22 protein-coding genes are annotated in these 19,616 nt (G+C 73.5%); 10 read left to right on the top strand and 12 right to left on the bottom strand.

Annotated features, from left to right (window positions below):
• Window positions 1–112: 112 nt before the first annotated feature.
• Genes IMZ35_RS18200 through IMZ35_RS18190 form a run of 3 tightly spaced genes read left to right on the top strand, consistent with a single transcriptional unit; the run spans window position 113 to window position 3,471 of the window.
• Window positions 113–1,159 (top strand): NAD(P)H-dependent flavin oxidoreductase, encoded by a 1,047-nt coding sequence (locus IMZ35_RS18200; RefSeq protein ID WP_199442320.1) that lies wholly within the window; start codon window positions 113–115, stop codon window positions 1,157–1,159.
• Window positions 1,160–1,168: 9 nt separating this feature from the next.
• The gene (locus IMZ35_RS18195) at window positions 1,169–2,815 is read left to right on the top strand and encodes a DUF885 domain-containing protein (protein WP_199442319.1); all 1,647 of its coding nucleotides are present in this window, start codon (window positions 1,169–1,171) and stop codon (window positions 2,813–2,815) included.
• 50 nt (window positions 2,816–2,865) lie between these two features.
• Complete coding sequence (locus IMZ35_RS18190; RefSeq protein WP_199442318.1) at window positions 2,866–3,471, top strand: DsbA family oxidoreductase; 606 nt, start codon at window positions 2,866–2,868, stop codon at window positions 3,469–3,471.
• 7 nt (window positions 3,472–3,478) lie between these two features.
• On the opposite strand, the gene IMZ35_RS18185 is transcribed toward IMZ35_RS18190, so the two are convergent.
• Window positions 3,479–4,444: a quinone oxidoreductase family protein gene (locus IMZ35_RS18185; RefSeq protein ID WP_199442317.1), complete on the bottom strand. Its 966-nt coding sequence runs from the start codon at window positions 4,442–4,444 to the stop codon at window positions 3,479–3,481.
• 67 nt (window positions 4,445–4,511) lie between these two features.
• Here IMZ35_RS18185 and IMZ35_RS18180 point away from each other — a divergent pair, with 67 nt between their 5' ends.
• The 3 genes from IMZ35_RS18180 to IMZ35_RS18170 are packed head-to-tail and all read left to right on the top strand — an operon-like array spanning window position 4,512 to window position 5,551.
• Window positions 4,512–4,754 (top strand): hypothetical protein, encoded by a 243-nt coding sequence (locus IMZ35_RS18180; protein ID WP_199442316.1) that lies wholly within the window; start codon window positions 4,512–4,514, stop codon window positions 4,752–4,754.
• A gap of 9 nt (window positions 4,755–4,763) precedes the next feature.
• A complete protein-coding gene (locus tag IMZ35_RS18175; protein WP_199442315.1) occupies window positions 4,764–5,213 on the top strand; it encodes a guanyl-specific ribonuclease in 450 nt (149 codons plus the stop codon).
• A complete protein-coding gene (locus tag IMZ35_RS18170; RefSeq protein WP_199442314.1) occupies window positions 5,210–5,551 on the top strand; it encodes a barstar family protein in 342 nt (113 codons plus the stop codon). The genes IMZ35_RS18175 and IMZ35_RS18170 overlap by 4 nt, the downstream gene beginning before the upstream one ends.
• Here IMZ35_RS18170 and IMZ35_RS18165 read toward each other — a convergent pair.
• The 11 genes from IMZ35_RS18165 to IMZ35_RS32105 all read right to left on the bottom strand — a co-directional run bounded on the left by IMZ35_RS18165 (window position 5,542) and on the right by IMZ35_RS32105 (window position 14,902).
• Window positions 5,542–6,315, bottom strand: coding sequence for an enoyl-CoA hydratase-related protein (locus IMZ35_RS18165; RefSeq protein ID WP_199442313.1), 774 nt, complete (start codon window positions 6,313–6,315; stop codon window positions 5,542–5,544). The genes IMZ35_RS18170 and IMZ35_RS18165 overlap by 10 nt on opposite strands.
• A gap of 10 nt (window positions 6,316–6,325) precedes the next feature.
• Entirely contained in the window at window positions 6,326–7,084 is a 759-nt protein-coding gene (locus IMZ35_RS18160) for a sirohydrochlorin chelatase (RefSeq protein ID WP_307868334.1), read from the bottom strand.
• Window positions 7,081–7,980, bottom strand: coding sequence for an ABC transporter permease (locus IMZ35_RS18155; protein ID WP_199442312.1), 900 nt, complete (start codon window positions 7,978–7,980; stop codon window positions 7,081–7,083). The genes IMZ35_RS18160 and IMZ35_RS18155 overlap by 4 nt, the downstream gene beginning before the upstream one ends.
• A complete protein-coding gene (locus IMZ35_RS18150; protein WP_199442311.1) occupies window positions 7,967–8,761 on the bottom strand; it encodes an ABC transporter ATP-binding protein in 795 nt (264 codons plus the stop codon). The genes IMZ35_RS18155 and IMZ35_RS18150 overlap by 14 nt, the downstream gene beginning before the upstream one ends.
• A gap of 31 nt (window positions 8,762–8,792) precedes the next feature.
• Window positions 8,793–9,866 carry an ABC transporter substrate-binding protein gene (locus IMZ35_RS18145; RefSeq protein WP_199442310.1) on the bottom strand — a complete coding sequence of 358 codons (1,074 nt, stop codon included), beginning with the start codon at window positions 9,864–9,866 and terminating at the stop codon, window positions 8,793–8,795.
• A 19-nt stretch (window positions 9,867–9,885) separates the two neighbouring features.
• Complete coding sequence (locus IMZ35_RS18140; RefSeq protein WP_199442309.1) at window positions 9,886–11,253, bottom strand: sulfate adenylyltransferase subunit 1; 1,368 nt, start codon at window positions 11,251–11,253, stop codon at window positions 9,886–9,888.
• Window positions 11,254–12,153, bottom strand: coding sequence for a sulfate adenylyltransferase subunit CysD (cysD, locus tag IMZ35_RS18135; protein WP_199442308.1), 900 nt, complete (start codon window positions 12,151–12,153; stop codon window positions 11,254–11,256).
• 5 nt (window positions 12,154–12,158) lie between these two features.
• The gene (locus tag IMZ35_RS18130; protein WP_199442307.1) at window positions 12,159–12,860 is read right to left on the bottom strand and encodes a phosphoadenylyl-sulfate reductase; all 702 of its coding nucleotides are present in this window, start codon (window positions 12,858–12,860) and stop codon (window positions 12,159–12,161) included.
• Window positions 12,857–13,018, bottom strand: coding sequence for an Insertion element protein (locus IMZ35_RS18125; RefSeq protein WP_199442306.1), 162 nt, complete (start codon window positions 13,016–13,018; stop codon window positions 12,857–12,859). The genes IMZ35_RS18130 and IMZ35_RS18125 overlap by 4 nt, the downstream gene beginning before the upstream one ends.
• On the bottom strand, window positions 13,015–14,697 hold the full coding sequence (locus tag IMZ35_RS18120; RefSeq protein ID WP_199442305.1) for a nitrite/sulfite reductase: 1,683 nt from the start codon (window positions 14,695–14,697) through the stop codon (window positions 13,015–13,017). Before IMZ35_RS18120 ends, IMZ35_RS18125 begins: the two co-directional genes overlap by 4 nt.
• A 118-nt stretch (window positions 14,698–14,815) precedes the next feature.
• A complete protein-coding gene (locus tag IMZ35_RS32105; protein WP_368857019.1) occupies window positions 14,816–14,902 on the bottom strand; it encodes a putative leader peptide in 87 nt (28 codons plus the stop codon).
• Window positions 14,903–15,038: 136 nt separating this feature from the next.
• Between IMZ35_RS32105 and hemW the strand changes: the two genes are divergently transcribed.
• The 4 genes from hemW to IMZ35_RS18100 all read left to right on the top strand — a co-directional run bounded on the left by hemW (window position 15,039) and on the right by IMZ35_RS18100 (window position 19,307).
• On the top strand, window positions 15,039–16,256 hold the full coding sequence (gene hemW, locus IMZ35_RS18115; RefSeq protein ID WP_199442304.1) for a radical SAM family heme chaperone HemW: 1,218 nt from the start codon (window positions 15,039–15,041) through the stop codon (window positions 16,254–16,256).
• 40 nt (window positions 16,257–16,296) lie between these two features.
• Complete coding sequence (gene hrcA / locus IMZ35_RS18110) at window positions 16,297–17,319, top strand: heat-inducible transcriptional repressor HrcA (protein ID WP_199442303.1); 1,023 nt, start codon at window positions 16,297–16,299, stop codon at window positions 17,317–17,319.
• Window positions 17,320–17,418: 99 nt separating this feature from the next.
• On the top strand, window positions 17,419–18,576 hold the full coding sequence (gene dnaJ, locus IMZ35_RS18105; RefSeq protein ID WP_199442302.1) for a molecular chaperone DnaJ: 1,158 nt from the start codon (window positions 17,419–17,421) through the stop codon (window positions 18,574–18,576).
• Window positions 18,573–19,307: a 16S rRNA (uracil(1498)-N(3))-methyltransferase gene (locus IMZ35_RS18100; RefSeq protein WP_199442301.1), complete on the top strand. Its 735-nt coding sequence runs from the start codon at window positions 18,573–18,575 to the stop codon at window positions 19,305–19,307. The genes dnaJ and IMZ35_RS18100 overlap by 4 nt, the downstream gene beginning before the upstream one ends.
• The last annotated feature ends 309 nt before the right edge of the window (window positions 19,308–19,616 follow it).

Genomic DNA, 19,616 nt, shown 5'->3' with positions numbered 1-19,616 from the left:
TGCCGGACACGGACTCCCGGAACACCGCCTGGTCACCCGTCCGCGGTGGCGCAACGCACCCGACCTCGAAGGCGTTGCGCCACTGCGGTGCGAGTAGAACTAGGTTGTGCCCATGCTGGACCGACTCGACGTCCCCGTGATCGCGGCTCCGATGGCGGGAGGGGTGTCCACACCCGAACTGGTGGCCGAGGTCGGCCGCGCCGGAGGGCTGGGGTTCCTGGCCGCCGGCTACCTGTCCGTCGAAGCGCTGGCGGCCCAGATCACCCGCACGGCCGAGCTCACCGACCGGCCCTTCGGCGTGAACCTCTTCGTGCCCGGTTCGCGCTCGTCGGCAGACCTGACCGAGCACCGTCGCCGGGTCGCGCGAGCGGCCGCCGTAGCCGGTGTCGAGCCCGGTGAGCCGCGCTGGGACGACGACCACTACTCGGCGAAGCTGGAACTGGTGCTGGCGCTGCGCGTCCCGGTCGTGTCGTTCACCTTCGGCGCGCCCGACCACGCCGACGTGGAGCGGTTGCACGCCGCCGGGGCGACGGTGGTCGTCACCGTCACCACGCCCGCGGAGGCGCGGCAGGCCGAGCGGATCGGCGCGGACGTGCTGTGCGTGCAGGGCTGCGAGGCCGGCGGTCACCGCGGCACGTTCGTCGACGACGGCGTGTCGCCGGGCGGCGGCGAGCTGTACGGGACGCTCGCCGCGCTGCGGCTCGTCTCCGCGGCCGTGGACCTCCCGCTGATCGCGACCGGTGGCCTCGTGCACGGCGCCGACGTCGCCGCGGTCCTCGTCGCGGGCGCCGTCGCCGCGCAGCTCGGCACCGCGTTCCTCGCCTGCCCCGAGGCCGGCACCGCGCAGGCGCACCGGGCCGCTCTCGCGCAGGGCGGCACGCACACCGCCCTCACCAGGGCGTTCAGCGGGCGGCCCGCACGCGGCCTGGCCAACCGGTTCCTGACGGAGAACACGCCGCACGCGCCGGCCGCCTACCCGGACGTGCACCACCTCACCAAGCCGCTGCGCGCCACCGGCGACCCCGAGCTGATGTCGCTGTGGGCGGGCCAGACGTACCCGCTCGCCGAGGCGGCCCCGGCTGCGGAGATCGTGCGGCGGCTGCACGAGCAGGCGCGGCACGCCGTCAACTCGGTGGCCCTGAGGGGCGCACCCACGTAGAACTGTTCTGTGACCACGGTGCGCGAGCTCGCCGACGAGACCTGGGAACTGCTGCTCGACCACGAGCCGCTGTTCGCGACGCTGCTCGGCATCCCCGGCCGGGACGACCGGTTGCGGGACCTGAGCGCGGAGGCGTCCGCCGCGCTGCGGGCCCGAGCGGAGGACGTCGTGCGCCGCGCTCCGGCCGCCACCGCGGAGTCCGACGAGGACGAGGTGACCCGCGCGGTCGCCGTGCAGCAGGCGCGCTCGCTGATCGACACCCTCGACGCCGCCACGCTCGACCACGCCGTGGCCTACGGCTTCGCGTCGCCGGTCGGCTCGCTGCTGTCGCACGTGGCGCTGATCCGCCCGGTGCACGAGCAGGCGCAGCGCGACCTCCTCGTCCGGCTCGCCGCGATCCCCCGCTACCTGGAGCAGGCCGCGCAGCGCCACCTCGCCGCCGTGCGGGAGGGCAGGTTCCCGCTCGCGCACCTGGTGGAGGAGGGGGCGGCGCTCGTCGACCGGTACCTCGCCGACCCGGACGCCGACCCGCTGCGCATCCCCGAACTCGACGCCGACCTGGCCGAGGAGCGCGACGCGCTGCTCGCCGACGTCGTGCGCCCCGCGTTCGCGCGCTACCGGGACGTGCTGCGCACCGACATCGCCCCGCACGGGCGCGACGCCGACCACCCCGGCCTGTCCTGGCTGCCCGGCGGCCCCGACCGCTACGCCGCCCTGGTGCGGGTGCACACCACGACCGACCGCACGCCGGAGGAGCTGCACCGCACCGGCCTGGAGCTGACCGCGGCGCTGGACCGGGAGTACGAGGAGATCGGGGCGCGCGTCTTCGGTCCCGGCACCGCGGCGGAGGTGCGCCAGCGGTTGCGCACCGACCCGGCCATGAAGTGGACCAGCGCTCAGGAGATGCTCGACGCCGCGCGGGCCACGATCGAGCGCGCCGAGCGGGAGGCGCCGAACTGGTTCGGCCGGCTGCCCCGCAGCCGCTGCGTCGTCGAGCCGGTGCCGGAGGCCGAGGCGCCCAACACCGCCGGCGCCTACTACGCCGAACCGACCCTGGACGGCTCGCGGCCGGGCACCTACTTCACCAACACCCACGAGGTGCGTGGCCGCGACCGCTTCATCGCCGAGTCGGTCGCGTTCCACGAGGCCGTTCCCGGCCACCACTTCCAGCTCACGATCGCCCAAGAGCTCGGCCACCTGCCGCTCCTGCGCCGCTTCGCCCTGGTCAACGCCTACACCGAGGGCTGGGCGCTGTACGCCGAGCGGCTCGCCGACGAGATGGGGTTGTTCAGCGACGACCTCGCCCGGCTGGGGATGCTCGCCGAGGACTCGATGCGCGCGGCCCGGTTGGTGGTCGACACCGGACTGCACGCGTTCGGCTGGACCCGTCAGCAGGTCGTGGACCACCTGCGGGAGAACACGGTCATGTCGGAGGTGGAGATCCAGTCCGAGACCGACCGGTACGTCGAAGACCCCGCGCAGGCGTTGTCCTACACGGTGGGGCGGGCGGAGATCCAGCGGCTGCGCGCCCTGGCCGCGGAGATCGCGGGGGAGCGGTTCGACCTGCGCGGCTTCCACGACCTGCTGCTCGGCGGCGGTCCGCTGCCCATGACGGTCCTCGCGGGCGTCGTGGAGAGCTGGGCGCGCTCGCTCTAGACCCGCCGCGCGGGGGAACAAATCGGCACGGCGACGTGTTGGTGGTCTGCGTGCAACTGGATGTGTGGTCCGACGTCGTGTGCCCCTGGTGCTACATCGGCAAGCGGAAGATGGAACTGGCGCTGGAGAAGTGGGACGGCGACCCGGTCGAGGTGCGCTGGCGCCCGTACCAGCTCGACGCCTCCACCCCGAACGACGGCGCGCTGATGAGCGAAGCGCTGGCCGAGAGGTTCGGCGGAGCCGAGCGCGTGGCCGAGATGCACGCCCACGTCGGCGGTGTCGCGGCCTCGGTGGGCCTGGACTACGCGCTGGCGGGAACCCTGCGCGCCAACACCTTCGACGCGCACAAGCTCGTGGCCTTCGCGTCCGGCCAGGGACTCCAGGGCCAGGTGCAGGAGCGTCTCTTCCACGCCAACTTCGTGGAGAACCGGCACGTCGGCGACCGCGCGGTGCTGGAGGAGCTGGCGGCCGAGGTCGGTGTCGTCGGCGCCGCGCAGGCGCTCGACGACGAGGCGCTGGGGCAGCGCCTGCGCGAGGAGCTGGCGCTCGGCGTCGCACTCGGCGTGCGCTCGGTGCCGACGTTCGTCGTCGGCAACCGCGGCGTGGCCGGGGCGCAGGACCCCGAGGTGATCCTCGACCTCCTGCGCTCGGCCTGATCGGTCCTCAGCGCGTCAGGACGATCTTCCCGGCGGTCTCCCCGTCGAGCAGCGAGCGCAGCCCGTGCTCGGCCTGTTCGAGGGGGAGCTCCGCGCCGATCTGGGGCCGGATGTCGTGCAGGACGCAGAACTCCAGCAGGTCCGCCAGCTCCTGACGCGTGCCCATGGTCGAGCCGACCACGCGGAGCTGGAGGAAGAACAGCCGCTGGAGCTCGGCCGCCGTCGCGTCACCGCTCGTCGCGCCGGAGACCACCACGATCCCGCCCGGCTTGAGCGCCTTCATCGAGTGCGACCAGGTGGCCCCGCCGACCGTCTCGAACACCGCGTCGACCCGCTCCGGCAGCCGCGCGCCCGACTCGAACGTCGCGTGCGCGCCCAGCCGCTCGGCCAGCGCGCGCTTCTCCTCGCTGCGCCCGGTCACCCACACCCGGAACCCCGCCGCGCGCCCGAGCTGCACCAGCGCCGTGGACACGCCGCCCGACGCGCCCTGCACCAGCATCGTCTGCCCCGGCCGCAGCCCCGACTTCACGAACAGCATCCGGTAGGCGGTGAGCCACGCCGTGCCCATGACCGCCGCCTCGGCGAAGGACAGGGCGGCGGGCTTGGGCAGGGCGTTGCGCGCGGGCACGACGGCCCAGTCGGCGAACGTGCCCTGGTGCTTCTCGGTCAGCAGCGTGCGCTTCGGGTCGAGCGTCTCGTCCCCGAACCAGGTCGGGTCGCCGATGACGGAGTGCAGCACGACCTCGGTGCCGTCGTCCAGGACACCGGCGCCGTCGCAGCCCAGGACCATCGGGAACCGCTCCGGCTTGATGCCGACGCCGCGCAGCGTCCACAGGTCGTGCAGGTTCACGCTCGCCGCGCGGACCGCCACCCGCACCCAGCCGTCCGGCACCTCCGGGTCGGGACGCTCACCCGACCTCAGCGAGGCCAGGGGGTCCTGCGGGCTCGGCTCGGCTGCGTAGACGGCGAACATGCACCGCAACCTACCCGGGGGACGTGCGCGCCGCAGTGAGGGACGTCACCCGGGCTAGTCTCGACCCGTGCCGGACGCAATCGCGCAGTGGTGGGACGGCGTCGAGCTGTGGCTCACCCAGCTGCCCTTCGCGCTCCAGTTCCCGATGGTGATGGTCGTGCTGCTGCCGCTGTGCCGCAGCGTCGCCTGGCTCATCGACCGCGCCGTGGACTGGGGCACCTCCGAGGTGACCTCCGACGACGCCGCCGAACCTCCCGTCGGAGCACTCCCGGAGGACCTCGGAGAGGCCAGGCGTTCCCGCACTTCGTAGGCTGACCGCGTGACCCCCGCACGACGGCTCACCGTCACCCTCGTCGGCCTGATCGTCCTGGTGGTGGTCGGCTGGTTCGCCCGCGACGTCGGCGGGCAGACCGCTCCGCCGCCCACCGGTGCTCCGGCCGCCAGCTCGCCCGCTGAGCGGGCCGTCCCCGGCGCGTCGTCCGGCCTGCCGGTGCGGCCGATGTCCGAGCTGCCCGAGCAGGTGGCGCAGACGTGGGAGCTGATCGAGCGCGGCGGGCCGTTCCCGCACCCCGGCCACGACGGGGCGCCCTTCCAGAACCGCGAGGAGATCCTGCCCGTCACGTCGCGGGGGCACTACGCCGAGTTCACCGTGCCCACGCCGGGAAGCCCGGACCGCGGCGCTCGCCGGCTCGTGATCGGCTCCGAGGACGAGGTCTACTACACCGCCGACCACTACGACTCGTTCGTCGTCGTGGACGTCGAACGGTGAGCACCGACGACGCGGTGCGCCGCGCCGCCGCTCGCGGCGCGCACCCGCACCCGCTGCCCGGTGGCCTGACCAGCAGGCGGGCCGTCGTCGACGCCATCGCCGACGCGCTGGCGTTCCCCGCCTGGACGGGGCGCAACCTCGACGCCCTGTACGACGCGCTGACCGACCTGTCGTGGCTGCCGGAGGGGGAGCACGTCCTCGTGTGGCCCGACGACGGCGTGCTCGCCGAGCGCGATCCGCGCGGGGCCGCCGCCGTGGAGTCGGTGCTGCGGGACGCTCGGCTCCGCACGGCGGAGCTGGGCGTCCGGCCGCTGACGGTGGTGCGCCCTCAGTCCTGAGGCACCCAGGACGGCGGGCGCTTCTCCAGGAACGCGGCGATGCCCTCCTGACCCTCCGGACCGCCGAAGTGCCGCGCGGACAGGGCGAGCAGCTCGGCGAACGCGTCCCCCGGCGCCGCCGGGCGGGGCTGCTGGAGCATCCGCTTCGTGGCGGCCAGCGCGTCCGGTGCGCCCAGCGCGAGCATGTCGGTGTACCGGGCGACCTCGGCGTCGAGCCGGTCGTCCGGCACGGCGGAGTTGACCAGTCCGACGGCGAGCGCGCGGCGGCCGTCGAACGTCTCGCCGGTCAGGAAGAGCTCGTGCGCCGCGCGGGGGAGCAGCCGGGGCAGCACGGTCGCCGAGATCACGGCGGGCACGACGCCGATCCGGACCTCGCTGAACGCGAACGTGGCGTCCTCCGCGGCCACCGCGACGTCGCAGGCGGCCACGATCCCCACCCCGCCGGCGCGCGCCGGACCGGCCACCCGCGCCACGACGGGCTTCGGGCTGGTCCAGATCCGCTCCAGGATCGCGGGGAACTCGTTGACGCCCTGCTTCTCCGCGCTCGCGCCCCCGGCCTCCTTGAGGTCCATGCCGGAGCAGAACACCCGGCCGGTGTGGCTCAGCACGATCACCCGGACGGCGTCGTCGGCGACGGCCGCCTCCAGGCGCGCGCTCAGCTCGGCGCGCAGCCGCGCGGACAGGGCGTTGCGGTTGTGCGGGGAGTCCAGCGTGATCGTCGCGACGCCACGCCGCACCTCGCCGTGCACCAGTTCGTCTGCCATGCCGGGCACTCTAGGCCGTGATCGACAGACTCTCCGGGAGTGCGGCCGCGTACCGGACACCGATCAGCTCGGCCACCTCGGTGTCCGCGCCCAGGGGAGCGGCCAGCAGGGCGGACGGCGCTTCGGCGAGCACCTGCGCCCCGATCCGGTCGGGCAGCCGCCCCGGCGCCAGGAACCACGACGCCACGGCGATCCGCTCCGCGCCGCGCGCCCGCAGGGCCGCCACGGCCTGCGGCGCGGTCGGGGACGCCACCGAGGCGAAGGCGGGCTCCACGCCCGCCCAGCCCGCGCGCGAGGCCCAGCGCCGCGCCACGGCCGCCACGGCCTCGTTGGCCGGTGCGTGCGACGACCCGGCGCCCGCGAGCACCACGCCCAGCGAGCCGTCTCCCGAGCGCGCCCCCGTCTCGGCGAGCCTGCGCAGCGCGGCCGACTCCAGCAGCGGATCGGGCCCCAGCACGTCGGCGACGCGCACGTCGAGCTGCGGGCACCAGCGCCGCACCTCGGCGACCGCGCCCGGCACGTCGACCCGCGCGTGGAACGCGCTGCCCAGCAGCAGCGGCACCACCACGGCCCGCCGGTGCCCGTCGGCGTGCACGGCCCGCAGCACGTCGCCCAGCGCCGGTTCGGCCAGGTCGAGGAACGCGGTCCGCACGTCCAGCTCGGGCCGCAGCGCGCGCAGCACGTCCAGCAGTTCGCGCACGGTCGCGGCCGAGCGCGGATCGCGGCTCCCGTGGGCCACCGCGATCAGCGGGACGTCGCGGTGGTTCACAGCGCGCCCGTCAGACCGCGGGCCCGCAGCACGGCCCGCTCCAGCGGCCGGAAGAGCAGCAGTTCGATGCCGATGCCGACCAGCAGGATCAGGAAGATCGCCGCGATCACCATCGAAATGTCGTTCAGCGACTGGCCGTTGTGCAGGAACTGTCCCAGACCGAGGCCGAGCTGCGGCGACGTGGCGATGATCTCCGCCGCCATCAGCGAGCGCCAGGAGAACGCCCAGCCCTGCTTGAGCCCGGCGAGGTAGCCGGGCAGCGCGGCGGGCAGCAGCACGTGCCGCGCCGCCTGGAGCTTGCCTGCGCCGAGCGCCTGACCGACGCGCGGCAGCAGCGGCGGGATCTGGTCGATGCCCGACACGAGGCCGTTCGCGATGGACGGCACGGACCCCATCAGGACCACGAAGTAGATCGCCGAGGGCGTCAGCCCGAACCACAGGATCGCCGCCGGGACCCACGCCACCGACGGCAGGCTCTGCAAGCCCGTCAGCAGCGAGCCGATGGCGGCCCGCACCACGCGGACCTTCGCCACCAGCAGGCCCAGCGGCGTCGCGATGACCACGGCGGCCAGGAACCCGAGGACCGCGCGCGACACCGACGTCCACAGGATCTCCGCGGCGTCGCCGGAGGCCACGGTCTCGGTCACCTTCGCCCAGACGTCGCCCGGCGCGGGCAGCTGGAACTCCGGCCAGATCGCCGACGCCCACAGCGCCTGCCACACGCCGATCAGCAGCGCGAACGCGACCAGCGGCGGCAGCGCCGTGCTGACGAACCGCTGCCACAGCGGGGTGCGCTGCTGCTGCGGCGGTGCGTCGAGAGCGTCCAGACCTGCGCCGACCGCGGCCAGGTCGCCGGTGCGGTCGGTCTCCAGGACGGCTTCGTCAGGCTGCGGCATGACCGCTGATCACCTCCCGCAGGCGTGCCGTGACGTCCTCGATCGTCGCGACCTCGTCCTCGCCGGTCAGACCGTCGACGGACCACTCCCGCACGACCCGGCCGGGCCGCGACGACAGCAGCACCACGCGCTGCCCGAGGCGCACGGCCTCGCGCACGTCGTGGGTGACGAACAGGATCGCCGTGTCGGTCTCGCGCCACACCCGCAGCAGCTCCGCCTGGAGCACGTCGCGGGTGATGGCGTCGAGCGCCGCGAACGGCTCGTCCATCAGCAGCAGGCCGGGGGTGCCGTCCTCGGCGCTGCCCAGCGTGGAGGCGAGCGCGCGGGCCAGCGCCACGCGCTGCCGCATGCCACCGGACAGCTCGTGCGGGCGCTTGCCGCCCGCGTCGCCGAGCCGCACCAGGTCCAGCAGCTCGTTGGCCTTCGCCCGGCGCGACGAGCGCTTGTGCCCGGCCAGCCGCAGCGGCAGCTCGACGTTGCGCACCGCGGTGAGCCACGGCATCAGCGCGGCCTCCTGGAACATCACGGCGGGTCGGGTGGTGGTGAGGGCGATGTCGCCCGAGGTGGGCGCGTCCAGCCCGGCGACGACGTTGAGCAGGGTGCTCTTGCCGCAGCCGGACGCGCCCAGCAGGCACACGAACTCGCCCGGCGCGACCCGCAGGTCGACGCCGTCCAGGGCGAGCACGGACGACGGGCCGTGGCCGAACACCTTGCGCACACCGCTGAGGGTGACGGCGGCGGTGGCGGTGTTCTCGGCGGAGGTCTCCAGCGTGGCGGTCATGGGCCTGCCTTCCTCGGGTGTCCTGCCTCGGCTACTTCTGGTCCAGCCCACCGGCGTCGACCGCGGGACGGCCCGCCGCGGTGAGCACCTCGTTCAGGAGCGTGAAGTCGGCGAACCCGGTCACGTCGGCCGCCGACTCGGCGACCTTCGCGGTGACCGCGTCCTGAGCGAGCTGCGGGAACGAACCGGCCTGCGGGTCGGTGGTCAGCTCGATGCCGGAGAACGCCCGGTCCAGCACGGCCTCGCCCAGCGCCTTGCCGGTGAGCTTCTCCAGCGAGGAGTTGACGACGGTCTTGGCCTCGGCCTCGTTGGCCAGGGCCCAGTCGATCGCGGCGACCTCGCCCCTCAGCACGGCCTGCACCGTCTGCGGGTGCTCCTGAAGGAACGCGGTGCGCACGATGATCACCGTGGTCGGGAACGCGCCGCCCTCCCACAGCTCCTTCTCGTCCAGCAGGACCTTCGCCCCCGCGTCGACCACCAGTCGCGACGCCCACGGCTCGGGTGCCCACGCGCCCTGGATCTCGCCCTTGCGGAACAGGTCGAGGCTCTGCGAGTTCTCCGTGTTGGTGACGTTGACCTGGTCGGGACCGCTGCCGATCTCCAGGTTCTGCCCGGCCAGCCACTTCTTGAGCGCCACGTCCTGCGTGTTGGCGAGCTGCGGCGTGGTGATCGTCCTGCCCCTGAGGTCCTGCGGGGAGGCGATGCCGTCGGCCACGACGAGCTGCGCGCCGCCGGACGTGGCGCCCGCGACGAGCCGCACCGCCTCGCCGTTGGACTTGGCGTGGGCGTTGATCGCCGGGCCGGAGCCGATGAACGCGATGTCGAGCGATCCGCCGAGCAGCGCGTTCACCTCGTCCGGACCGGCGTTGAACGTCTGCGTCGTCAGCTTCGTGTCGCCCAGTTCGCCGGCGAAGAAGCCCTTGTCGACGCCGATGAGCGCGGCGGCGTGGGTGACGTTGGGGAAGTAGCCGAGCCGCACCTCCGCTGCCGGACCCTGCTCGGTGGCGGTGGCCTCGTTCCGGTCGGCCCGCGAGCAGCCGGTGAGACCACCGACGACGGCGAGTGCGGCGAGTGCTGAGGTCAGGAGTCTGCGTCTGGTGCTCACGGGCGGGGCCTTTCGGGGCTCAGGGGCCGGGGGAGACGAGGGCGCGGTCGTCGGTGTCGGCGACCGGGGAGGTGCCGGTGGGGGCGGTGCTCCCGCCCTCCGTACAGCTCGGCACGCCGTCCAGCACCGGCAGCGGAGCGCCCACGAGCCCGGCGGCGAGCGTGCTGCCGTCCGCCGCGTCGATCACCAGGAACGCCCCGGTGCGCCTGCTGCTGGAGTAGTCGTCCAGCGGGACCGGCTCCGCGGTGCGCACCACGACCCGGCCGATCTCGTTGAGGCGCAGCGATCCCGGATCGTCCACACTGGACAGTCGCTGCTCGTCGAAGCGGGCGCGCAGCTCCGTCACGATCGCCTGCACGGTGCGCGCGCCGTACTTGACGAGCACCCTGGCCCCCGGCGACAGGGGCTTCTCCGCCAGCCAGCACACGGTGGCGTCGAACTCGTCCACGACGCGCGGCGGCAGCGCCGCGGAGGCGACGAGGTCACCGCGCGAGACGTCCACGTCGTCGGCCAGCAGCAGCGTCACCGACTGCCCGGCCACCGCCTCCGGCAGCTCGCCGTCGCGGGTGTCGATCCTCTCGACCGTCGTGCGCAGCCCCGACGGCAGCACCAGGACCTCGTCGCCCACCCGGACCGTGCCCGAGGCCACGAGACCGGCGTAACCGCGGTAGTCGGGGAACTCGGGCGTGCGGGGCCGGATGACGTACTGCACCGGGAAGCGGAACGGCGCGTCGTGCGGGTCCGGCTCCACCGGCACCTGCTCCAGGTGGTCCAGCAGGGTCGGGCCGTCGTACCAGGGCGTCCTGGCCGACTTCTCCACCACGTTGTCACCCGCCAGCGCGGAGACGGGGATCGTCACGACGGAGTCCGGCGAGTGGCCCAGGGCGAGGGCGTGCTCGGTGAACTCGGCGGCGATCCGGGTGAACACCGCCTCGTCGTACCCCACGAGGTCGATCTTGTTGACCGCCAGCACCAGGCGCGGCACGCCTAGCAGGGCGAGCACCGCGGCGTGCCGGCGGGTCTGCTCGATCACGCCCTTGCGGGCGTCCACCAGCAGGATCGCCAGCTGCGCCGTGGACGCGCCGGTGACGGTGTTGCGGGTGTACTGCACGTGACCGGGGGTGTCGGCCAGCACGAAGGACCGCTTCGGCGTGGCGAAGTACCGGTACGCCACGTCGATCGTGATGCCCTGCTCGCGCTCCGAGCGCAGGCCGTCCACGAGCAGCGAGAGGTCCGGGGTGGACAGTCCGCGGTCGGTGCTCGCGCGGGTCACCGCGTCGAGCGTGTCCGCCAGCACGGACTTGGTGTCGTAGAGCAGCCTGCCGACCAGCGTCGACTTGCCGTCGTCCACGCTGCCCGCCGTGGCGAGTCTCAACAGGTCGCTCATCTAGAAGTAGCCCTCCCGCTTGCGGTCCTCCATGGCGGCCTCGGACAGCCGGTCGTCCGCGCGCGTCGCGCCCCGCTCGGTGAGCCTGGACGCGGCGACCTCGGCGATGACCTGCGTGATGTCGGAGGCGTCCGACTCCACCGCGCCCGTGCACGACCCGTCGCCGACCGTGCGGTAGCGGACCGTCCTGCGCTGGAGCACCTCGCCGTCGCGCGCGGTGCCCCACGGGCCCTCGGCGAGCAGCATCCCGTCGCGCAGGTACACCTCGCGCTGGTGCGCGTAGTAGATCGAGGGCAGCTCGACGCCCTCGCGCTCGACGTAGTTCCACACGTCGAGCTCGGTCCAGTTCGACAGGGGGAACACGCGGACGTGCTCGCCCGGCCGGTGCCTGCCGTTGTAGAGGTTCCACAGCTCCGGGCGCTGCCGGCGCGGGTCCCACTGGCCGAAGGAGTTGCGCAGGCTGAAGATCCGTTCCTTCGCCCGCGCCCGCTCCTCGTCGCGCCGCCCGCCGCCGAACACGGCGTCGTACCGGTGCGAGGTGATCGCGTCGAGCAGCGGCACCGTCTGCAACGGGTTGCGCGTGCCGTCCGGCCGCTCGGCGAGCCTGCCGTCGTCGATGTAGTCCTGCACGCGCGCCACCTCCAGGCGCAGGCCGTGCCGCGCGACGACGTGGTCGCGGAACTCGATCACCTCGTCGAAGTTGTGGCCCGTGTCGACGTGCAGCAGCGGGAACGGCACCGGCGCGGGCCAGAACGCCTTGATCGCCAGGTGCACCAGCAGCGTGGAGTCCTTGCCGCCGGAGAAGAGGATCACCGGGCGGTCGAACTCGCCGGCCACCTCGCGGAAGACGTGGATCGCCTCGGACTCCAGGCGGTCCAGCGTGTCGAGAGAAGTCGTCATCGTCCTCACCCGTGCAGTCCGCACTCGGTCTTGGAGGTCCCGGCCCACCGGCCGCTGCGCGGATCGGCGCCCGGCAGGGGCTTGGCGGTGCACGGCGCGCAGCCGATCGACGGGTACCCGGCGCTCACCAGCGGGTTCTCCAGCACTCCGTGCTCGGCGACGTAGGCGTGGAACTCGTCGTCCGTCCACGGCGCGATCGGGTTGACCTTCACCAGGCCGTTGCGGTCGTCCCACTGCACGATCGGCGTGTTCGCCCTGGTCGGCGCGTCGACCCGGCGCACGCCGGTGACCCACGCGTCGTAGTTCGCGAGGGTGCGCCGCAGCGGCACGACCTTGCGCAGCTCGCAGCACCTCGCCGGATCGGTCCTGTTCAGCGGGCCGAACCGCGCCTCCTGGTCGGCGACCGACTGCTCGGCCTCCGCCTCGACGATGCGCACGTCCCGGTAGACCAGGTCGACCGCGTCGCGCGTGCCGATGGTCTCGGCGAAGTGGTAGCCGGTCTGCAGGAACAGCACGTCGACGTCCGGCTTGACCTTCGTCGCGAGGTCGATCAGCACCGCGTCCTGCATGTTGGAGGCGACGACGAAGCTGTCCCCGAACGTGCGCGCCGTCCACTCCAGCGCTTCCAGCGCGGTCGCGTCGGCCAGTTCGACCGACGCCGCCTCCGCGATCACCCTCAGCTCCTCGGCCCTGGCCGGAGCGGTCATCTCGACACCTCCTGAGGAAGGTTCAGGCCCACGAACGTCACCGCGAACACCCGGCGGCACGCGGAGCACGACCACGCGCCGGCGGGCTCCTCCTGCGGCCGCAGGTCCTCGTCGCCGCAGTAGGGGCAGTAGAAGGGGGTGGCACGCTCTCCGGTCACTTCAGGTCCTCCTCGTCGGCGCGGGCGACCCACTGGGCGAAGCGCTCGCCGTCGGTCCGCTGCTCCACGAACGCGCGCACGACGCGCTCGACGTAGTCCGACAGCTCGGCGGCCGTCACCTTGTGCCCGCGCAGCTTCCGGCCGAACCCGGCGTCCAGGCCCAGACCGCCGCCCAGGTGCACCTGGAAGCCCTCGACCTGGCCGCCGTCGGCGTCGGTGACGATCTGGCCCTTCAAGCCGATGTCGGCGGTCTGGATGCGCGCGCACGAGTTGGGGCAGCCGTTGATGTGCACGCTGATCGGCTCGGTCACCCCGGCCACCACGTCGGCGAGCCGCTCCTCCAGCCGTTCCACCAGGTCCACGGCGCGGGCCTTGGTCTCGACGATCGCGAGCTTGCAGAACTCGATGCCGGTGCAGGCCATCACACCGCGCCGCCACGGCGAGGGCTCCGTCTGGAGCCCCAGCTCCGCGAGGTCCGCCTGGAGTCCGGCCACCTCGGTCGCGGCGACGTCGAGCACCACGAGCTTCTGCTGCGGCGTCAGCCGCACCCGGCCGGACCCGGCGCGGTCCGCCGCCTTCGCGACCTCCACCAGCGTCGACCCGGACACGCGGCCGGCGATCGGCGCGGCGCCCACGTAGAACAGGCCGTCCTTCTGCGGGTGCACCCCGACGTGGTCGCGCACCTGCGGCAGGGCCTGCGGTGCGGGGCCGTCGAGCAGGGGCCGCTTCAGGTACTCGGTCTCCAGGACCTCGCGGAACCTCTCCGGACCCCAGTCCGCGACGAGGAACTTGATCCGCGCGCGGTGGCGCAGCCTGCGGTAGCCGTAGTCGCGGAAGACGCTGATCACGCCCTCCCACACGTCCGGCACCTCGTCGCGGGGCACCCACGCGCCGAGCCGCTTGCCGATCATGGGGTTGGTGGACAGGCCACCGCCGACCCACAGGTCGAAGCCGGGGCCGTGTTCGGGGTGGTGCACGCCGACGAACGCCACGTCGTGGATCTCGTGGGCCACGTCCTGGAGGCCGGAGACGGCGGTCTTGAACTTGCGCGGCAGGTTCGAGTACCGCGGGTCGCCGATGTAGCGGTCGTGGATCTCGTCGATCGCCGGGCTGCCGTCGATCACCTCGTCCACCGCGATGCCGGCCACCGGCGAGCCGAGGATGACGCGCGGGCTGTCGCCGCACGCCTCCATCGTGCTGAGACCGACGCTCTCCAGCTTCTCCCAGATGGCGGGGACGTCCTCGATGCGGATCCAGTGGTACTGCACGTTCTGCCGGTCGGTGATGTCGGCGGTGTCGCGCCCGTAGGTCTGCGACAGCTCACCCACGACGGCGAGCTGCTCGGTCGTCAACCGGCCGCCGTCCAGCCGGACGCGCAGCATGAAGTACTCGTCGTCCAGCTCCTCCGGCTCCAGCGTCGCCGTGCGACCGCCGTCGATGCCGGGCTTGCGCTGCGTGTAGAGGCCGTACCAGCGGAAACGTCCGCGCAGGTCGGCGGGGTCGATCGAGGAGAAGCCGCCGGGGGCGTAGACGTTCTCGATGCGCGCCCGCACGTTCAGCGGGTTGTCGTCCTTCTTGCTCCGCTCGTTCGGGTTGAGCGGTTCGCGGTAGCCGAGCGCCCACTGTCCCTCACCTCGGCGCTGCTTGGCGCGCTTCGGCGTCGTCGTCGGGGGGACCATGACTCGTCGTCCTCCGGGGATCGGGGCGCTGGCGCGCACCGTGCGAGTCCCGGAAGAGCTGTGGTGGGGGTCTCGTCGGCGCGCCCGGCGCCGACGGGAACATCACGTGCGGCGCGAGCTACGTCGAACGACGGCACATCGCGCTGGAGACACGACGGAGGTCGACGTGGCGGCGGGCCACCAGGCGGACTCCGGTCGTGGGCACGGCTCAAGAGTGACACGCGTCCACCCCGTGGTCCACCTCCATCCGGATGCTGAGACGCAGGCCAGGCGTGTGCTAGAGGTGCGCGGGCCCCGCTCCGGACCGGGAGCGGCACTCGGCGGAGGTGACACACTGGGGTGTGCCCAGTGCTCTGCCCGACGGCGAACCGGCCCCCGCCGACGGCTCTCTCCCGCCCTCCGCCCTGACCGGTCTCGGCCACCGGCCCTTCGGCGTCTACGTCCACGTGCCGTTCTGCGCGACCCGCTGCGGCTACTGCGACTTCAACACCTACACCGCCGGTGAGCTGGGCACGTCCGCCTCTCCCGAGTCGTGGCTCGACGGGCTGCGCCGCGAGCTGGACCTCGCCGCGGGCGTGCTGGGCTCCGCCCCGCCCGCGGAGACCGTGTTCGTCGGCGGCGGCACGCCGTCGCTGCTCGGCGCGTCCGGCCTGACCGACGTGCTCGACGCCGTGCGCTCCTCCTTCGGGCTCGCCCCGGACGCCGAGGTCACCACCGAGTCCAACCCGGAGTCCACGTCGCCGGAGTTCTTCACCGGCATCCGGGAGGCCGGGTACACCCGCGTGTCGCTGGGCATGCAGTCCGCCGCCCGGCACGTCCTGGCCCTGCTCGACCGCAGGCACACCCCCGGCCGTCCCGTCGCCGCCGCGCGCGAGGCCCGTGCGGCGGGCTTCGCGCACGTCAACCTCGACCTCATCTACGGCACGCCCGGCGAGACCACCGACGACCTGCGCGCGTCCCTCGACGCCGTGGACTCCGCCGGGGTGGACCACCTGTCGGCCTACGCGCTCATCGTCGAGGAGGGCACCGCGCTCGCCCGGCAGGTCCGGCGCGGTGACCTGCCGATGCCCGACGACGACGTGCTCGCCGCCAAGTACGAGCTGATCGACGAGACCGTCCGCGCGCGCGGGATGCGGTGGTACGAGGTGTCCAACTGGGCGTCCTCCGAGGAGGCCCGCTGCCGCCACAACGTGCTGTACTGGAAGGGCGCCGACTGGTGGGGAGCCGGTCCCGGCGCGCACAGCCACGTCGGCGGTGTGCGCTGGTGGAACGTCAAGCACCCCGCCCGCTACGCCGAACTGCTCGCCGGAGGGCTCTCGCCCGCGGTGGGCCGCGAGGTGCTCGGCGACGAGGACCGGCGCGTGGAACGCGTTCTGCTGGAGCTGCGGCTGGCCGAGGGGATCGAGCTGACGGTCCTCGACGAGGAGGGTGCGGCCGAGGCGAAGACCGCGGCCGACGACGGCCTGCTGGAGCACTCCGCGCTGGACGCGGGCCGCTGCGTGCTCACGGACCGAGGACGATTGCTCGCCGACGCCGTCGTCCGCCGACTCCTTCCGTAAACTACCGGTGGGACACGACCGCTGGTGGAGGTGACGCGAGTTGAACGCGGATGAGCGCAGGTTCGAGGTGCTGCGCGCGATCGTCGCCGACTACGTCTCCAACCACGAACCGGTCGGGTCGAAGGCGCTGGTCGAACGGCACAACCTGGGCGTGTCCAGCGCCACGGTCCGCAACGACATGGCCTCGCTGGAGGAGGACGGCTACATCACGCAGCCGCACACCAGCGCGGGCCGCGTGCCCACCGACAAGGGCTACCGGCTGTTCGTGGACAAGTTGAGCGAGGTCAAGCCCCTGTCGGGCGCCGAGCGCAGGGCCATCCACAGCTTCCTGGAGGACGCGCTCGACCTGGACGACGTGCTGCGCCGCAGCGTCCGGCTGCTCGCCCAGCTCACCCGGCAGGTCGCGGTCGTGCAGTACCCGACGCTCAGCCGGTCCACGGTGCGGCACCTGGAGGTGCTGCCCATCACACCGGCCAGGCTGATGCTGGTCCTGATCACCGACACCGGCCGCGTCGACCAGCGCTCGGTCGACCTCGGCGACGTCATCACCGAGGAGAACGTGGCGCGGTTGCGCTCCACGCTCAACGCCGCGATGGTCGGCAGACGGCTCGCCGACGCCTCCGCGCAGGTCGCCGATCTGCCCGAGCAGGCGCCGAACGAGCTGCGCGACGCCATGACGCGCATCAGCACCGTGCTCATCGAGTCCCTCGTGGAGCACCCCGAGGAGCGCATGGTGCTCGGCGGCACGGCGAACCTCACCCGCAACGTGGCAGACTTCCCCGGTTCCCTGCGCCAGGTGCTGGAGGCGCTGGAGGAGCAGGTCGTCGTCCTCAAGCTGCTGGCCGCGGTCAGGGACCCCGGTACCTTCCTCGTGCGCATCGGCGAGGAGAACGAGGCCGCGGAGATGCGCAGCACGTCCGTCGTCTCGATCGGCTACGGAACGCACGACTACCTGCTGGGGGGCATGGGCGTGGTCGGTCCGACCCGGATGGACTACGCCGGGAGCATGGCGGCCGTGCGAGCGGTCGCCACCTACGTGGGGGAGATCCTCACCGGCCGATGACGCCGAGGAACACCCCCGGTTCACAGGACGTTTTCACCCGCGAGCGACGAAACACGTACGCGGCCGCGCAGCACCTGCGCGTCCGCAGGAGGACACACGGTGGCGAGGGACTACTACGGCACGCTCGGCGTTGCGAAGGATGCGACGTCCGAGGAGATCAAGCGTGCCTACCGCAAGCTCGCGCGGCAGCTGCACCCGGACGTCAACCCGGGGGCGGAGGCCGAGTTCAAGGAGGTGACGGCCGCCTACGAGGTGCTGTCCGATCCCAAGAAGCGGCAGGTCGTCGACCTCGGCGGTGATCCGCTGGAGCCCGGTGGCGGTGGTGGCGGCCGCGGTGGCGACCCGTTCGCCGGCTTCGGTCTCGGCGACATCATGGACGCGTTCTTCGGCGCCTCGGCCGGTGGTGGCAGCGGGCGCGGCCCGCGCAGCCGCGTGCAGCCGGGTTCCGACGCGCTGATCCGGCTCGACATGACCCTGGAGGAGTGCGCCGCCGGGGCCACCCGCGAGCTGACCGTCGACACCGCGGTGCTGTGCGACCTCTGCCGCGGCTCCGGCTGCCGCGAGGGCACCTCGCCCGCGACCTGCGACACCTGCGGTGGCCGCGGCGAGGTGCAGTCCGTGCAGCGCTCGTTCCTCGGCCAGGTCGTCACGGCCCGGCCGTGCCCGGTGTGCCGCGGCTACGGCGAGGTCGTCCCCGACCCGTGCCAGCAGTGCGGCGGCGACGGCCGGGTCCGCTCGCGCCGCACGATCTCCGTGCAGATCCCCGCCGGAGTGGCCGAGGGCATGCGCGTCCGCCTCGCCGGTCAGGGCGAGGTCGGTCCCGGCGGCGGCCCCGCGGGCGACCTGTACGTCGAGGTCGAGGAGCAGCCGCACGAGGTGTTCGAGCGCGACGGCGCCGAACTGCACTGCTCGGTGCGCATCCCCATGACCACGGCCGCGCTCGGCGCGGTGCTCCCGCTCGCCACGCTCGACGGCGACGAGGAGCTGGAGATCGAGCCCGGCACGCAGCCGGGCACCGAACTCCTCCTCCCCGGCCGCGGGATGCCGAAGCTGCGCTCCTCCGGCCGCATCGACGGGCGCGGTGACCTGCACGTCCACCTCGACGTCGTCGTGCCGACCAAGCTCGACGCGCGGCAGACCGAGATCCTGCGCGACCTCGCCGCGGCGCGCGGCGAGGAGGAGCCGACGCTGGCCCACAACGGCAAGGGCGGTGGCGGACTGTTCTCCCGGCTCCGCTCCGGGCGCGGCCACCGGTGACGCTGCCCGTCTTCCTGATCGACGCGCTGCCCTCCGGGTCGTCCGCGGTATTGGACGGCCCGGAGGGCAGGCACGCCGCCACCGTGCGGCGGCTGCGCGCCGGTGAGGAGGTCGTGCTCGCCGACGGCTCCGGCGAGCAGGTCCGCTGCGTGATCGAGTCGGTCGCGAAGGACTCGCTCGCCCTGACCGTCGTGCGGCGCTGGACGGAGCCCGAACCGGCGCCGCGCGTCGTCCTCGCCCAGGCGCTCGTCAAGGGCGACCGCGGTGAGCTCGCCGTGGAGCTGGCCACCGAGGCCGGTGTCGACGCCGTCGTGCCCTGGCGCGCGTCCCGGTGCGTCGCGAAGTGGGACGACGGCCCGCGCGGGGCCAAGGCCCTCGCCCGCTGGCGCAGCACCGCCCGCGAAGCCGCCAAGCAGGCCCGCCGCGCCCGCGTCCCGCACGTCGCCGAACCCGTGAGCACCGCGCAGCTCGCCCGGCTCGCCGCCGACGCGGCCGCCACCCTCGTGCTGCACGAGTCGGCCACCACCCGCCTCACCGCGCTCACCCAGCCCGCGAGCGGGGACGTGCTCCTCGTGGTCGGGCCGGAGGGCGGCATCACGCCCGACGAGATCGGCGCGCTCGTGTCGGCCGGCGCGCACGCCGTGCGCCTGGGCCCCACCGTGCTGCGCGCCTCCACCGCGGCGGCCGTGGCCCTCGGCGCGCTCGGGGTGCTCACCGACCGCTGGGCGTGAGGTGAGGCGAATCACCTCCTTCCCCGAACCGGTCGGATTGGCTCGGCGTCACTTCTGGCGAACACGGTGGTGACGGGGCTACTCTCGGAGGCCGAGAGGGGTCATTGGTTCAGCCGCACTCGCGGTGTCGCACGACTTGGCAGGCCAGATCTCGCCGGACACCTCCCCCCTCGGTCCGGCGTCACGCGTCGCGGTGGGGCGACCCCCAGGCCCCGCCGCGACGCCGCCGTGCGCGAGTTGAGCGTTCGGGCACCGCGAGTTGAGCGTTCGGGGAGTGCGAGTTGAGCGTTCGGGACTGATCGGTCGCGT

The organism is Umezawaea beigongshangensis, from assembly GCF_016464305.1.
In the GTDB taxonomy this organism is placed as follows: domain Bacteria; phylum Actinomycetota; class Actinomycetes; order Mycobacteriales; family Pseudonocardiaceae; genus Umezawaea_A; species Umezawaea_A beigongshangensis.
The sequence above is the reverse complement of the archived record's forward strand: the minus strand, read 5'-3'. Positions and strand labels throughout refer to the sequence as shown.